The sequence below is a fragment of the Maribacter litopenaei genome (genome assembly GCF_025244665.1).
In the GTDB taxonomy this organism is placed as follows: Bacteria; Bacteroidota; Bacteroidia; order Flavobacteriales; family Flavobacteriaceae; genus Maribacter; species Maribacter litopenaei.
In genome coordinates this window covers 1,630,169-1,646,143 of the sequence record NZ_CP104205.1, presented here as the reverse complement: position 1 = coordinate 1,646,143, position 15,975 = coordinate 1,630,169, and the positions used below count along the sequence as shown (strand labels likewise).

11 protein-coding genes, 1 tRNA gene and 3 pseudogenes are annotated in these 15,975 nt (G+C 37.6%); 9 read left to right on the top strand and 6 right to left on the bottom strand.

Annotated features, from left to right (window positions below):
- The first annotated feature begins 9 nt into the window (after nucleotides 1–9).
- Together NYZ99_RS21685 and NYZ99_RS08685 are read left to right on the top strand one after the other, a co-directional pair.
- Nucleotides 10–552: a protease-associated domain-containing protein gene (locus NYZ99_RS21685; RefSeq protein ID WP_338039407.1), complete on the top strand. Its 543-nt coding sequence runs from the start codon at nucleotides 10–12 to the stop codon at nucleotides 550–552.
- Nucleotides 518–1,570 carry a M28 family peptidase gene (locus tag NYZ99_RS08685; RefSeq protein WP_338039406.1) on the top strand — a complete coding sequence of 351 codons (1,053 nt, stop codon included), beginning with the start codon at nucleotides 518–520 and terminating at the stop codon, nucleotides 1,568–1,570. Before NYZ99_RS21685 ends, NYZ99_RS08685 begins: the two co-directional genes overlap by 35 nt.
- 95 nt (nucleotides 1,571–1,665) lie before the next feature.
- On the opposite strand, the gene NYZ99_RS08680 is transcribed toward NYZ99_RS08685, so the two are convergent.
- Nucleotides 1,666–1,742 (bottom strand) — tRNA-His (locus NYZ99_RS08680).
- A gap of 345 nt (nucleotides 1,743–2,087) precedes the next feature.
- On the opposite strand from NYZ99_RS08680, the gene NYZ99_RS08675 reads away from it, so the two are divergent.
- The 4 genes from NYZ99_RS08675 (at nucleotide 2,088) to NYZ99_RS08660 (ending at nucleotide 6,287) form a co-directional block, all read left to right on the top strand.
- Nucleotides 2,088–3,476 carry a tetratricopeptide repeat protein gene (locus tag NYZ99_RS08675; protein ID WP_260574887.1) on the top strand — a complete coding sequence of 463 codons (1,389 nt, stop codon included), beginning with the start codon at nucleotides 2,088–2,090 and terminating at the stop codon, nucleotides 3,474–3,476.
- Nucleotides 3,477–3,544: 68 nt separating this feature from the next.
- Nucleotides 3,545–4,021: a sensor histidine kinase gene (locus NYZ99_RS08670; RefSeq protein ID WP_260574886.1), complete on the top strand. Its 477-nt coding sequence runs from the start codon at nucleotides 3,545–3,547 to the stop codon at nucleotides 4,019–4,021.
- Nucleotides 4,022–4,207: 186 nt separating this feature from the next.
- Nucleotides 4,208–5,086 carry a tetratricopeptide repeat protein gene (locus NYZ99_RS08665; protein ID WP_260574885.1) on the top strand — a complete coding sequence of 293 codons (879 nt, stop codon included), beginning with the start codon at nucleotides 4,208–4,210 and terminating at the stop codon, nucleotides 5,084–5,086.
- The gene (locus NYZ99_RS08660) at nucleotides 5,058–6,287 is read left to right on the top strand and encodes a sensor histidine kinase (RefSeq protein WP_260574883.1); all 1,230 of its coding nucleotides are present in this window, start codon (nucleotides 5,058–5,060) and stop codon (nucleotides 6,285–6,287) included. Before NYZ99_RS08665 ends, NYZ99_RS08660 begins: the two co-directional genes overlap by 29 nt.
- Here NYZ99_RS08660 and bshB1 read toward each other — a convergent pair.
- The 3 genes and pseudogenes from bshB1 to NYZ99_RS08645 all read right to left on the bottom strand — a co-directional run bounded on the left by bshB1 (nucleotide 6,284) and on the right by NYZ99_RS08645 (nucleotide 9,710).
- Nucleotides 6,284–7,001, bottom strand: a pseudogene (bshB1, locus tag NYZ99_RS08655) (bacillithiol biosynthesis deacetylase BshB1). The gene NYZ99_RS08660 and the pseudogene bshB1 overlap by 4 nt on opposite strands.
- A gap of 28 nt (nucleotides 7,002–7,029) precedes the next feature.
- The gene (locus tag NYZ99_RS08650) at nucleotides 7,030–8,202 is read right to left on the bottom strand and encodes a trans-sulfuration enzyme family protein (RefSeq protein ID WP_260574882.1); all 1,173 of its coding nucleotides are present in this window, start codon (nucleotides 8,200–8,202) and stop codon (nucleotides 7,030–7,032) included.
- 101 nt (nucleotides 8,203–8,303) lie between these two features.
- Nucleotides 8,304–9,710 (bottom strand): MATE family efflux transporter, encoded by a 1,407-nt coding sequence (locus tag NYZ99_RS08645; RefSeq protein ID WP_260574881.1) that lies wholly within the window; start codon nucleotides 9,708–9,710, stop codon nucleotides 8,304–8,306.
- A gap of 382 nt (nucleotides 9,711–10,092) precedes the next feature.
- Here NYZ99_RS08645 and NYZ99_RS08640 point away from each other — a divergent pair, with 382 nt between their 5' ends.
- Complete coding sequence (locus tag NYZ99_RS08640; RefSeq protein ID WP_260574880.1) at nucleotides 10,093–10,995, top strand: M14 family metallopeptidase; 903 nt, start codon at nucleotides 10,093–10,095, stop codon at nucleotides 10,993–10,995.
- Between the two features lie 286 nt (nucleotides 10,996–11,281).
- Here the strand turns inward: NYZ99_RS08640 and NYZ99_RS08635 are convergent.
- Both NYZ99_RS08635 and NYZ99_RS08630 read right to left on the bottom strand, forming a co-directional pair.
- Nucleotides 11,282–11,896, bottom strand: a pseudogene (locus NYZ99_RS08635) (NAD(P)H-binding protein).
- A 7-nt stretch (nucleotides 11,897–11,903) separates the two neighbouring features.
- A pseudogene (locus NYZ99_RS08630) lies at nucleotides 11,904–15,089 on the bottom strand (cytochrome c biogenesis protein).
- Nucleotides 15,090–15,166: 77 nt separating this feature from the next.
- Between NYZ99_RS08630 and NYZ99_RS08625 the strand changes: the two are divergent.
- Together NYZ99_RS08625 and NYZ99_RS08620 are read left to right on the top strand one after the other, a co-directional pair.
- Entirely contained in the window at nucleotides 15,167–15,472 is a 306-nt protein-coding gene (locus NYZ99_RS08625) for an NAD(P)-binding domain-containing protein (RefSeq protein WP_338039405.1), read from the top strand.
- Entirely contained in the window at nucleotides 15,442–15,975 is a 534-nt protein-coding gene (locus NYZ99_RS08620) for a Rossmann-like and DUF2520 domain-containing protein (RefSeq protein WP_260574879.1), read from the top strand. The genes NYZ99_RS08625 and NYZ99_RS08620 overlap by 31 nt, the downstream gene beginning before the upstream one ends.

The window sequence follows — 15,975 nt, the reverse complement described above, 5'->3', positions numbered from 1 at the left end:
ACAGAATCGATGAAAAAAATAGTATGGTTAGTTGCTGGCCTTATCGTCGCATGCAATTCCTCACAAAAAACGGTAACCAATGAAACCGTTTCTTTAGAACCAGTAGACCCGAAAGTATATGCAGAGACTATTACGGAATTAGAATTAAAAGAACATTTGTTCACCTATGCTTCGGACGAATTTGAAGGACGGGAAACCGGACAGCCTGGACAAAAAAAGGCCATTGATTACCTAAAATCCGAATATGAGAGTCTTCAGATTCCAGCCGCCCAGTCCAACGGGGATTATTTTCAAAAAGTACCTATTGAAATCAGCAATATTCCTATTGGTAAATTGAGCATAAATAACTCTGATTATCTATTGGGGGAACACGTACTAACTTTTTCAAAGGCTAAATCAGAAAATATTGATGTTGTATATTTAGGATATGGTATAGAAGATGAAAACTATTCTGATTACCAAGGTATTGATGTAGCTGGAAAATTGGTTTTAGTAAAAACTGGTGAACCGGTAAACAATGATGGCACTTATATTATCTCTCGGCTCATCTGAAGAATCCATATGGAGCAATATGTCGGAATCTCCGGGTAAGCGCATTCAATTGGCCCAAGATAAAGGTGCAAAGGGCATTATATATTTTGACTCAGAAAACTTTCCTAGATTTAAGAGTCGCTTCGATTACATGAAAAATAATAGTAGTGGCAGGATGAATCTTAAAGATTTGGAAGATGAAAGTTTTTCGAGCATTTTCATTGATCAAACATTGGCTAAAGCCATTATGCCCAATATAGAAACGAACAATTCACCTGGAGAAATTGACACCAAAGTCACTCTCGCGTTCGAAAGTTCGAATGAGGAGGTTGACTCGGAAAACGTGGTGGCATTCATTCAAGGAACGGACAAACCCAACGAATATATAATTATTTCGTCCCACTTGGATCATATTGGAATCTCTTCGGAAGGAGAAATTAATAATGGTGCTGACGATGATGGCTCGGGAACCGTTGCATTGTTGGAAATAGCGGAGGCATTTGAAAAAGCTAAAGAAGATGGTAACGGCCCTCGAAGATCGGTAGTGTTTTTACACGTTACAGGAGAGGAAAAAGGATTGTTAGGGTCACAATATTATACAGATGTGGAACCCATATTTCCATTGGATCAAACGGTGGCGAATTTAAATATTGATATGGTAGGGAGAATTGATCCCAAACGGGATGGTGACAGAAATTACATTTACTTAATTGGTTCTGATAAATTAAGTTCTGAATTACATGAGCTTTCAGAGGAAATCAATTCAAAATATACCCAACTAGAATTGGACTATACGTATAATGATGAAAACGATCCCAATCGTTTTTACTACCGAAGCGATCATTACAACTTTGCCAAAAACAACATTCCAATCATCTTTTATTTTAATGGCACACACGATGACTATCATCGTCCTAGTGACACGCCGGATAAAATAAACTATGATCTCTTAGAGAATAGAACAAGGTTGATTTTTTATACTGCTTGGGAATTAGCGAACAGGGCGAATCCTGTAATTGTTGATAAAGCAGCAGATTAATTATGCTACAACTTTAATTAAGGTCGGTAGTTACCGGCCTTTTTTTTAAAAATAAAAATCCCGAACAATCTGTTCGGGATTTTAGGGCTTTCCCAGGGTGGAAGACCGGGTTCGAACCGGCGACCTCTCGGAACCACAATCCAGCGCTCTAACCAGCTGAGCTACAACCACCATTTGTAAGCGGCAGCAAAGGTAATTTTTTTTCTTCTACTAATCAAAGGAAAACATCCATAAATAAATCAGAATACATTGTTTTTCTTTGGTCGATCAAATCGATTGAAATTATTCCCCAACAAAAAGAATGAGTTATAAATCCTAGAAAAAATCTTCCAAACAAAAACGAATAAAAGCTTGTTTGTTAAACAAAATGTGATTCCGTTTTTGGAAATATTAAAATGATTAATTTCCAACCTTAAACCATTAACTACCTCATTATCCATTATTCATGAAAATTAACACGCTTCCATTCAATTTTTTGCATCTACTTTTTCTTATAATAATTTCTTCCTTATCACCATTGAAGGCCAATACATATCAAAAAAACTCCATTTTAAGGGATACCATTCTTGTTTTAAAACTCAATGAAAAAGCAGAGGAATTAAGATATAAAAAATCGGACTCCATAAAAATGTTGGCGCAGGAAGCCTTGGATTTAAGCAGGGAAATCAATTATGAAAAAGGCATTATTTATTCCCTATATAACTTAGCCCTGCATGAACTCTATCAGGGAAATACTTCAAAATCCATCGAATATTATGACGGGATAACGAAAAATCCAAACTTAAAGAAGTACCCTGGCCTGGCCATCAAACTCTACAATGATATGGCCCAAGCCTATTTTATAAGGGCTGAACACCCAAAAGCCTTCGAATTATTTTTAAAGGCAAAAAACATTGCGGACGATACTGAAAATATTAATGAAATAATTAGAATGAATTCCAACTTGGGAACTCTTTTTCTACTTCTAGAGGACTATGAAGAGGCTTTAGGTTATTACCATGAAGCATTCCAGTTTATCGATGAAAACTCGCCCCCGCATATACGTGGATTAATTTTAGGAAATCTTGGTTACCTAAAAATAAGACAGAATAAGGTTGATGAGGCATTGGATTATTTAAATGAAGGCATCGAATATGCCCTTAAAACGGATTTTTCAACAATTATAGCATTCATTTACTTGACATTGGGCGATGCCTACAATCTAAAAAGGGATTATCCCACGGCCTTAGAATTCTACGAAAAATCCAATAGGGAATACCAAAGAAATGGTGATAAAAAGGGTACAGCAGATCTCCTTTACGGTAAAGCTAAGGCTTATATCGGTTTAGAGGAATTTAAGACCTCGAAAAAAAATGTAGTGGAAAGTTTGGATCTATATACTTCCTTTAATCTAAAATCTGGAATGGAAAAATGCTATAGATTGCTATATGAACTTAGCAAACATGAAAGTGACCTTACATCTTCTTTGTCCTATTTGGAAAAGGCAGAAGCATACTCTGACACTATTTCAAAGGAGAAGAACAAGACAGATATTTTAATGCTCAAAAGTAAACTAGCGCATGAGGAAGAAAAACGAAAATTGGAGGAAATCAGCACTAATACGATTTCAAAACAGAAAAGTTACATCACATGGTCATCTGCCTTTCTGCTTCTTTCTATAGTAGGTATTGTAATGATATATATTTCCAATAAAAAAAGAAAGCACCTGAACCAAGTTTTGGCAGAAAAAACCAGAGTGCTTTCAGAAAATGAGAAGGTTCTAAACGAAACGAATAAAACCAAAGACAAGCTTTTTTCAATTGTGGGCCATGATTTAAGAGGACCTATCGTCTCATTGAAAGGATTATTAAAGCTCTCTTTGGATGATGATAAAGGGGAAACTCAATTCAGGAGATTTGAACTCTAAATTACAGCAGGACTCTAGATCATATTCAATTTACGCTGGACAACCTTTTGAATTGGGGGCAAACCCAAATGAAGGGTGCCAGTATTACCCCAGTAAAAATTACTATTAAGTCAGAAATTGACGAAATCCAAAAACTATTCCAGGAAAATCCGGCAAATAAAGAAATTAGTTTTATCAACACCCTGGAAGATGACCTTTGTGTCTTATCAGATATCAATCATTTCAGAATTATTTTTAGAAATTTGATTAGCAATGCAGTTAAATTTACAGAGAAATTAGGCACTATTAAGGTGCTTGGTGAAATAAAATCTGACAAGGTAAAAATTTCTGTATTGGATGATGGTATTGGAATGACCAAGGAAAATATCGCCAAAATTTGGTCTCAAAATGAACATTTATCCACTTATGGTACACACTCAGAAAAAGGCACCGGTTTGGGCCTAATGCTATGCAAAGAAATGGTGGAAAAAAATAAAGGATTTATCTTCTTAAAAAGTGAACCTAATACGGGAACTACTTTTAGCGTGTACTTACCTAAATGCTAAATTTCATGTATTTTATCCTTGATAAATAATAAGTCAATTTGTTAATATTTTAAATAGACAAAGCATAAATTATCGACCAAATGCATTTATTGCTAGACAAAACACACAAAAAATGCAAGTTCACAACAATAATTGAGTAAAGTTTTGGATACGCATTAAATTCACGTTTTGTATGAGCTATAAACAGTGACCAAAAATAACTTAAATAATCAAACCCCTTCACCCTACGGATTGTACCTTCATTGGGTATTGGTCTTCCTTTTTACTATAAATGGTCTATTTGCACAATTATCCGTTAGGGATTCCTTGCAACAAGAGTTGTCCAAGTATAAAAATTTATCAAAGAAAAATTCCGAATACATAGATGTTTTACTGGAATTGGGAATTGAGCAACGTTATTATTATTTGGACAGCCTTAGAATTTTATCCAATGAGGGGTTACACCTAAGTAAGACAATAAGTTACTCCAAAGGAATGGCAAAAGCCCATCTTGGCCTAGGTACTTACTATTCTGACAAAGGCAAATATGATGAAGCGCTAAATAGTCTAAAAAAAGCCTTACAAATTAGTGTTGAGGTACAAGATGATTCATTAAGACTAACAATCCTTAATACCATAGGAGGTCAATATGACTACAAGGGTGATTTTGATCTTGCACTTAGGGAATATCTAAAGTGTATTGAGATAGCCGATTATTTAGATAATCAAAATATGCTTTCCATAGTGAATGAGAATATTGCCAATCTTTATATTTCACAAAAGGACTTTGAAGAAGGAATGTTCTATTATGAAAAAGTCAAGAAAATCAATGAAAAAATAGGAGACCCAATTATTATGGCCGAAACTATGAGCAATATGGCCTCAGCCTATGCCGATATGGGTAAATTGGAACTGGCCATGTTCAATATAAATAGTGCCATAAAAACTTTTGAGGAAAACAAAATTATAGATTGGTTAGCCTATTGTTATCAAGTAAAAGGAAAAGTGTATCTAAAACAACAAAAGAACAAATGGGCACTTTATTGGTACGGCCAAAGTGAACTTTTACACGAGGGTCTCGGATGATTTAAGGGAGGAAATAACCCTTTTAACTGGGATTGCTACAGCACATCTTAATATGGGCAGGGACAGTATATCCATAAATTATGCCCAACAGGCATTCGACCTCTCAAAAAAGATTGATGTTGTTTCCGGTATTGAGGAAGGTGCCAAATTGCTATATCAAATCCATAAGAATAATGGGGACTTTAAAAACGCCTTGGAATATCATGAAATTTTTAAAGAAGTTTCTAGTAAAATATCTAGAAAGGAAAGTCAAAAAGGACTTACTATGCTTAAAACAAAAATAGCGTACGAAAGGCAAAAAGAACAATTAATGGAAGAGAATGAAAAAGCTCCGGCCCAACAAAAGAATTATGTCTACGCAACTTTGATTATCCTACTCATATTTTTGGTTCTCACCCTGTTAATTAAACGAAATGCCAAAATTCAAAAGAAATTAAATAAAGAGCTTATTTCAAAACAAGAGGATTTGAAGAGGAAAGAAAAATTCCTGCATGAAGTCAACCGGACCAAGAACAAACTCTTTTCTATTATCGGTCATGACCTAAGAGGACCTATTGGTGCTTTCCAAGGATTAATCAAACTTTTCAAGGAAGGTGAAATGACCAAAGATGAATTTATAGGTTTTGTTCCAAAATTGAAATCGGACATTGATCATATTGCCTTCACTCTCAATAACTTACTTTCTTGGGGCCAAACGCAGATGAATGGTGCCATTACCAAACCTAGTATAACTTCCATTGATAGTATCGTAAACGAAAACATAGCGCTACTTTCAGAAGTTGCGAATAATAAATCCATTAAGCTCATTAACAGAATCGAAGCCCAAACCATTACATGGTGCGATAGTGACCAAATAGATATTGTCATAAGAAATTTGATGAGCAACGCGCTCAAATTCACACCTGAAAATGGTATGGTTACTATTGGAGCGATTGAAAAAACGAAACAATGGGAAATTTACGTCCGAGATAATGGCGTGGGTATGACCGAAGAGACCCTAGGTAAAATATTTAATCAGTCCGGTACCCATTCCACTTATGGTACCAATGATGAAAAAGGCACTGGTCCGGGGCTTTCCCTTTGCAAGGAAATGGTTGAAAAAAACCAGGGTATCATATGGGTAGACAGTGCGATCAATAAGGGATCAAGTTTCTACTTTACGATTCCAAAAGCACAAAAGGAATATAAAAAAACCGCTTAAATCAAGGAATTCAAAGAATCCACCGCAAGCATCCTTTCTACCGTAAACCCTTCGGCATAATCTACACCTATCAATCTACCAAGATCCTGAGCTCTATAACGCACGCTTTCTATAAAAGTCTTACTACTTATAGGTGTTTACGGCTCCTTGCTTTTGGGGTCGTGGAATTGTGAAGAATAGGCCAATATTGCTTCTGTTTTCTTTTCCATAAAACCGCTAATATCCACGGCAAAATCAGGAGTTAGGTTCTTCCATTGAATATAATGATATACCAATTTTGGTCGCCATTTTTCCTGTAGGATTCCATTAAGTGAAGTCTCAATTTTAAGAAGTCCGCTCAAGAAACATGAATTACTTACCAATTCACTTCCTTTGGCATGATCAATATGACGGTCTTCAACAGCATTGCACAAAACTATATCTCGGCCGATATTTACGTATCATCTTTATAATCTCCAGTTGATGTTTTTCATCATTCACAAAAAAACCATCTCTAAATCCTAGGTTTTCTCGAACTGATACTCCCAATATGGTTTTGGAATCCTCTGCTTCCTTATCCCTTATTTCGGCAGAACCTCTTGTGCCTAATTCTCCTCGAGTTAAATCAATGATACCTACTTTTTTCCCTAAAGAAACTTCTTTAGCGATGGTACCGGCAGCACCTAACTCCGCATCATCTGGATGTGCCCCAAATACCAAAATGTCTAATTTCATGTATTACTTTTTATGGTTCCCTTTAAGGCTAAAACGTAGCCTTTGTTCCCTTTTTAATTTCCTTAATAGCATGTTCAATATCGGATATTAAATCCTCCGGTTCCTCGATACCTACCGAAAAACGTATTAATCCGTCCTTTATACCTTGTTCGGCCCTTACTTCAGGGCTCATTAAGAAATGACTTGTTTGTGAGGGAGAAAGCACGGTACTCTCCACACCTGCCGGACTCATTGAGGACTTAATAAGTCGCAAGGATTTTTGAAATAATGAAGCATCCAAAAAAGGTTTCAGTTCAAAGGAGAGCATCCCACCAAACCCTTTCATCTGTCTTTTAGCGAGTTCATGGTCTTTATGGATTACTAAACCTGGATAATATACCGCATCAATATCCTTATGCCCTTCTAAATATTGGGCCATGGTAAGGGCATTTTCATTCTGCGCCTTCACTCTAAGTCCCATGGTCTTAATACTACGCTCCAATAACCAAACCGTATAATCACTAAGGCTCCCACCAAAGTTCTTTGCCAAATGAAATATCCTATTCATATGCTCTTTTGTGGATGCCACAGCTCCCGCGCAAATATCTGAATGGCCTCCCATATATTTGGTGGCACTATGTATAACTACATCTATACCTAAGTCGATAGGATTCCGGTTTACAGGGCTGGCAAAGGTATTATCGATCATGGTAACGATACTATGCTTTTTGGCAATTGCTGCTACGCCTTCAATATCGGTTATCGTTAATAATGGATTAGAAGGTGTTTCGATGTAAATAACCTTGGTATTCTCCTTAATTTTTTCCTCAAAATCCTTGGGTTCCCATCCTTCGGTAAAAGAATAAGATATGCCGTACTTATCGAACTCCTCAGTGACCAAATTGTAAGTGCCCCCATAAAGGGTTTGTTGTAAGACAATGTGATCACCCGCTTTTAAAAATGCCAGCAAGGCAGTACTAACTGCCGCCATACCACTACCAAATATCAAGGCGGATTCGGCATGTTCCAAAGCCGCGATTTTTTTACAAAGACCTTCTTGGTTTGGTGTATTAAAGTATCGTGGATAACGCTTAATGTCCACATCATCAAACGCGTAAGATGTACTCATGTACAATGGTGAAACGGCACCTTTGTAATGAGTATCCTCTAATTCCCCAACGTGGGTGCAAATTGTATTTAATCCTTTGCCTTTCTTATCCATTATTTTGAATTATATGAAGTGTTAAAGGTACGAAATGGACACAAATCTTAAGCATTACAAGGATAACTATGTAATAACCAAAAATGATTGGGCACAAATGATCACACCTCTACTCTTTTCCAATTTCCCCTTTTAAATAAAAGGATAGATATGATAGCCAATAGTACTTCGGCCAAAGTAATAGCCATAAAAACGCCCATAGCCCCCATATTGAAATAAAAAGCCGCCATATAGGCAAATGGCAACTGAAAAGCCCAAAATGCCAGGAGATTAATCTTAGTAGGGGTTCCCGTATCCCCTGCTCCATTGAAGGCCTGTGTCACTACCATACCATATGCATAAAAGATATAACCGGCAGCTATTACACGTAAACAAAGGGCTCCGTTTTCAACAACAGCGGGGGTATTGTTGAACCAACTTACAATTTCATTTGAGAACAACAAATAGACCAGTGAAACACTGGCCATAAAGTAAACATTGTATTTTCCTGTTTTCCAAACAGATTCCTCTGCCCTATCAGGCTGCTTGGCTCCTAAGTTTTGACCTACCAAGGTGGCCGCCGCGTTGCTCATACCCCAAGAAGGCATCAATGTAAAAAGCATAACCCGTATCGCTATCGTGTAGCCTGCTAATACCTCGCTTCCAAATTCAGACATCATTCGCATCAAGAATACCCAACTGGAAGTTCCAATAAGAAATTGTGCTATACCCCCCAAGGATACTTTGATCAGATTGATCATTACCTTAAAATTGAAAACCAAGTCTTTAAGGGCCAACTTGATTTTACCCCAACCAAAGAAAAGGACGCCCAATTGAAACAGAACTGCAGTTCCCCTGCCAATATTTGTTGCAATGGCGGCACCAGTCACCCCAAATTCAGGAATTGAACTCCAACCAAAAATAAAAAACGGGTCTAAAATGATGTTCAATCCATTGGAAAGAACCAACGTCCACATGGCTATGGATGCATCTCCTGCTCCCCTAAAAATGGCATTAATTAAAAATAGAAGCATAATAACCACATTACCTCCAAGTAACCATTGAGTATAGCCAAAACCTTCTGCAATTAAATCGGGTTCTGCACCCATAATTGCTAAAATATCTTTGGCATAGATAAAACCAAAAATACCTATCAAGATAGAAATAAAAATACCTAAGCCTATGGCCTGTACGGCAGCCTCTTTAGCTCCTATCAAATCCTTAGCCCCTACCCTACGGGCCACAATGGCCGTAGCGGCCATACTTAATCCTATAGCTAAAGCATATATCAAAGTAACTACGGACTCCGTCAGACCAATGGTGGCCACTGCATTGACGCTAACTTTGGAAACATAGGCAATATCGACCAAGGCAAAAATGGATTCCATCAACATCTCCAGGATCATTGGAATAGAAAGCATGAATATTGCCTTTCTTATACTACCGGATGTAAACTCCGATTCTTTGCCTGTAACGGCCATCCAAAAATAGGATAGCACTTTTTTTATTGATTGTATATATGAACTCATACCAAAAAGAAATTTAAAAAAGAAAAGTGAAGGATTAACCGGAAGAAAGTCAACAATGTTAGGTGACTTCGTACGGACTAAATGAACAGGAATAAATTTCTAGAGCTTCATAATGATACAAATATGCAAAAAAATATAATTGCCATTGCCTTTCTCCAAAAGATAAAATCATCTATTTTTCCAGAATGATTCTAATGACCAAATCCAATGAAATATAAAATCCTTTGTTTTCTACTTCTAAGCGCTATACTTATCTCCTGTAAAAATACCGCTACTACGATACCGAGAAAAAGCGTCATCCGGGTATCAGGGACAGGGTGCCAGTCCGGTAGTACCCACCATTGACAAACCGGTTCAGAGACAGTGGAAAGGAATATGCATCATGGAAGATGAAACTTACTTTTCCAACAATTTTGATGGTGCACGATTAAATGGCGTTGCATACGACGGTAATGACCATTACACGATTTGGATTACCGCTGAAAATACACCCATCAATGTAAGCCCTTGGTATTCCTTCAAGGTTTGGACAGGTAAACCAAGGGAAATCACTATTAAACTCTCCTATCAGGATTCAAGAAGCAGATATTATCCTAAGATTAGCCTAGATGGTATTCACTTTAAAGCATTGGACAGTACAGCTTTCAAAGTCATAAATCCTGGAGAGGGAGAATTCGGTATTAAGGCCGCACCTGAATTCGCGGAAATAACATTGCGAATTGGAAATAAGCCCACATGGATTTCTGCACAAGAACTATATACCAGCAAAAGGGTTCAAGAATGGGTTGATTCATTATCCATAAAACCGTTCATTTCTAATTATGAAATAGGTAAATCCCATGAAAATAGGTCTATGCAACTCATGGAAATAAAAGAATATCCAAATACCAAGAAAGCATTGATGATCATCTCGAGGCAGCATCCACCTGAGGTCACTGGATTCTTGGTTATGAAATCCTTTATGGAAACCATTTCCGGGGATACGGAGCAAGCCAAAAATTTCAGGAAAGAATATGATGTTTTTGCGGTTCCTCTTATGAATCCGGATGGGGTAGACAATGGGCATTGGCGACATAATATGGGGGGTATTGACTTGAACCGTGATTGGGAGAATTTCAACCAGCCGGAGACACGGAGCGTTCGAGATTTTTTAAATAAAAAAAGCAATGAGGGCTACGAGTTTGTTTTTGGGGCGGATTTCCACTCTACCTGGGACGATATTTACTACCCAATAGACAGTACCGTTATTGGCCGAGAAAGGAAAAATTGTATACGACTGGATTGAGAGTATTTCCAACCGACTTCCCCAAAAAAGCACAAATATTGCTCCTTCCGATAAAATAAGCCCGACCATGGTTTCCGAAATTACTTTTACGTCAACCATGGTATGCCTGCCATCGTATTTGAACTGGGAGATAACACTCCGAGAGGTTTTTTAAAGGAAAAAGGTGTTGTAGCCGCAGAGGAAATAATGCGTTTGTTGTTAGAGCAGGAATAAGAGTTAGATTTTCTGCGTTTGTCTTAGAAATATTCAAGCCTTTGAAACCACAATTTTTTGATACCAATACCTTTCATTTGACAGGCAATCCAGCATAAAGGACGCTAGGGCTTTTCTGTTGATGGTCAAGTTGGGCTTTCCTATATTGTTCTCGGATTATCTTAATCTCTTGGATTTTCTCCGAATTTGTTAGCCCTGTAGGTCTCAAAATGACCCAATCCAAAGACGAGGCCTCAAGAATCTTTTCTTGTCTCTCATGGTCTCTATAGGCCACCCCAATATTGCTGTAATCCACCAATATCCTGAACCAAGGGGGTATGTCTTTTTTACTATCCCCTACACCCCAAGCACTACAAACAATCAATGGGGCAATTTTTAAATCGGAAAGTACTCGAACAAGATTTTTCATGACATTGGACAAATAGTACTTTGGTGTTCGTAATTTGGATCATGGAAAGTCAGATTTTCTAGAAATATTCAGCACACTTATAGCAGCAGTACAGCCTTTTGCTGCCTCATACAAATGGGTGTCGTTTGAAGCATCCCCGTGAAATAATTTTAAATTTTCATGCGGTTGAAGTTTGTCCGGAAACCTGACTAAGGCATGAACTTTGAAACCCCGTTCCAAGGCTAGTTGTAATACCCAATGACCTGTTCTTCCTGTCGCCCCGAGTATTAACAACTTCATTTTTTAATTACTTTTTAGCATAATTGACTCGGTACCTCCAGTAACTTAATGCTCCTAGAGCAAAAACCCCGGCAACCGTATACCAAACAAAGGTTGGAGTAATCACCTGGGCACCACTTGCATAGCTGTGAAGCCCTACCAAATAAAAATTCACACCGAAATAGGTCATCATAATGCTTCCAAAGGCTACAATACTCATAAAGTTAAACGCCCATCTTCCCCGTAGTCCCGGAACCAATCGCATGTGAATCACAAAAGCATATACCATAATGGATATCAAGGCCCAGGTTTCCTTGGGATCCCAACCCCAATAGCGACCCCAACTTTCATTGGCCCATTGCCCACCTAAAAAGTTTCCAATGGTCAGCATGACCAACCCAACGGTCAATGCAAGCTCATTGATAATGGTAAGTTCCTTTAAATTAAACTCCATTCGTTTTTGGTTCTTCTTATTCGTCAATAAAATCAAAACCAATGATACGACCCCTAAGATCATACCAACCGTCAAAGGCCCATAACTGCCTACAATTACTGCAACATGTATCATTAACCAATAACTATCCAAAACCGGTACCAAATTCGCGATGGAAGGGTCTACCCAACTTTGATGGGCAATCCAAAGCAACATTGCAGTCACAAAAGCAGAAGCGGCCATGGTCATATCGCTTTTCCTACCCAAAAGTAAACCCATACCCATGGTAGCCCAAGAAACATACAAAATACTTTCATAGGCATCACTCCACGGGGCGTGTCCAGAAATGTACCATCTTAAAATTAAACCTGCTGTATGCCGGAGGAAAAACAAATAAATGACTCCTTTGAAAAAGTAAATCCCTATACGCCGAGATAGACCTATCCTTAAATATTTGAAATATCAATATAAAGAAGAACAAAACACCTACTAACGCGTAGTATTGATATAGCCTATTAAAAATATCAAGCTTGTTATAAATAATTTCGGTATTGATTTTTTTGTCAGATGGCAATACTTCGCTACCATTATTTACTTGATTTTGCTTGAAAGCTGCTAAGAGCCGGTCTGCTTCGGAATAATCGCCTGTTTGCTGTGCCTTGCCCAATGTCATTAAATAGTAGGGCATGGCATTCTTTATAAAATTGGCATAGAGGGAATCTTGAACTTGAATTTGACCACCCCGATATTCTACTGCAGAAATCCATTTGTTATTTTCATCATTTAGCAATGGAAATATTTTTACGATATCTTGACCCAATGCCTGATTCAAAAGGCTTAAACGAATATTGGCGTCTTTAAAATCCTGCTGGAATTTATTGGGATTATTGGTAGCGGTCGCTTCTCTCAGAAATGGTTCCAATTTATAAGTGCCATCAGAATTGAAAAAGTCCGTGGCCTTTACATATTTCTGACCTTTGGGTATACCTATGATTTGTCGAATACTATCATTTTGAGCTTTTTTGTCCAATGCGATAAATTCTGCATTATACCAAACCGCGGGGTTCATAATCATGGAAAGGAAAACCTGATCGGAGCTAAAATCCAAATACGTATCCTTCAAGCTCAATTTTCGAAGCAATTCCGAAGAAAAGGTATTTATAGGCTTCATTCTACCACCCTCATCCTGAATCACCAATTTTCCAAATTTATCCGCATGTTCTTTTGCCACTATGGACGACTTGATTAGCGAATCTATTTGATGCCTAGTAGGTGCCTGTGAGTGATCATGACCATCATCTTCCGTATGCTCCTGTGCATGCAGAGACATTGTAAGCCCTATAAGCAAGACAATGGTAGTTAGCAGCTTCTTCTTTTCTTTTAACTTGTCCAAAGATTCCGCCAAATCCTTAAATCGAGTTTTACCGAAAAACATAATACCCATTAACCCAATGTATAATAGGAAATATCCGATATAGGTAATCCAAGTACCCCAAAAGTCATGGTTTACGGAAAGCCGTGTTCCCTTCTCATCCGGGTCAAAACTTGCTTGAAAGAATCGATATCCTTGATGATCCAATACATGATTCATATATATGTCATAATCAAAAGGACGCTCATCTTTAATGGTGACCTTACTCATAAAAGAAGCATAGGCATTCTCCGTACCTGGATGCTTTTCCGCAATAAAATCATTTAGTTGAATGGCAAAGGGAAGCTCATAAATCTTTGAACCATAACGCAACGCGAAATCCAGCACCACCAATGGAGATTTTATCGCTGAATTGAGTTTCTCCTTTTCCTCCCAATACCTTTATTTCCTCCGTTTCACCTTTACTGGTTACTGACAATACCAAGGCGTCTGAATCAAATTCCATTTTTTCATCCTCGGGAATTTCGACAATACCATATGTACCTTGAACCAAGGAATCAGGAATTACAAATTGCATATTTGCCGTGTTATAAAGAGAGCGCAACTGCAATTGTTGAATGCTATCTTTGGCGAGTTGGCCCTGAAACTGGTCGGCCATACGCATAAAACTTCCCTCAAAAGCAGATGAAATTTTGTAATCCGCACCCATACGCAAATATATTAATGGCACCTTCAGTCTCGTTATTTAACGAAAATAGCACTCCATGGATACTCATTACTTTTCCGTTCTCCAAAAAATGTTCATGTCGCTGTCCATCACCAGCTTCTACAATTTTAAGGTAGGTATTCCCTGAATTCCCAGGAATCAAACCTTCCTTAGCTCCATCTATAAAGTCCACATAGGAAATGGTAAATTCCTGACCATTAAAATCACCCGTCCAAGGAAGATTGGACTTTAAGGCCTCCGGAGTAACGATCAACTCGTCCTCCATGGTTTTTCTTCTTGGTTCGCCATTTATATCACCCTCAACGTACGCAGTTAAAAATGTTTTATCCGAAAAGAATACATTTTCAGTAGCGCCCTCCCTAATGGGCATCATACCCTCATAACTGATATACCGAGTAACAAAGGCCCCAATTATAATTAGTATCCAAGAAAGGTGAAGAACCAAGACCGGCCATTTTTCTTTTCGTAGCAACCGATACCTAGAAATGTTTCCAATGAAATTAATGACAAAAAATACCATGATTACCTCAAACCATGTTGTATTGTAAATCCAAATCCTAGCTGTTTCTGTGCTATACCAACTTTCGATGAAAGTGCCAAATGCCATGGCTACGGCAAATACAATAAATAAAATGGACATTAAACGGGTAGAAAAGAAAAATTTCTTTAACAAATCTGTCATGTAGAAAGACAATGGTTTTCAGCTTGCAAAAGTACGGCCTTTTAGACTTTTTATGAAGCATATATTTCCTTAAAACCATGATAAAAATGTTAATTTTAAGGATTTATCCTCCAACCAATTCTTTGTATTTTCGCCTAATGATATCTGTTGTCATTTTAGGAACTGGTAACGTAGCCCAAAATTTATCAGAATCCTTTCAAGGAAAATCTGAAATTGATCTTGTTTGCGTAGTAGGTAGGTCTAAAGATTCATTATCCTTTTTTAAGGATACTTATGCAGTATCCACTGATTGGATAAATTTACCAAAGGCTGATATCTATATAATCGCCGTAAAAGACGATGTGATACCGAAGTGTCGGAAAAAATCAATGAAAAAGGTTTAGTGGTGCATACTTCAGGTAGTGTTCCTCTAAATGTTTTATCCAAGCACGCGAGAAGAGGCGTTTTTTATCCCCTCCAAACTTTTACGGCAGGGAAAATTTTGAATTTCAAGGAAATTCCTTTGTGTTTGGAAGTTAACAATGAAAAGGATAGCCAGTTGCTACTTTCTTTGGCAAAAAAATTAAGTGACAACGTACAAATCGTAGATTCCGAAAAGAGAAAAATTTTGCATGTGGCCGCGGTTTTTGTAAATAACTTTACCAACTACATGTATAGTATGGGTAACCAAATTTGCGAGGATAACAATATTGATTTTTCAATGCTTTTTCCGTTAATACAAGAAACCGCAGCTAAGATCGAAATTATGTCGCCAAAAAAGGCCCAAACAGGTCCGGCAAAACGACAGGATTTAAAGACCTTGCATGGACATCTTCAATTGTTGAAAGATGAAAAACATAAAGCTATATATACATTGTTGAGCAATGCCATAAAAGAAGAAGGTTAA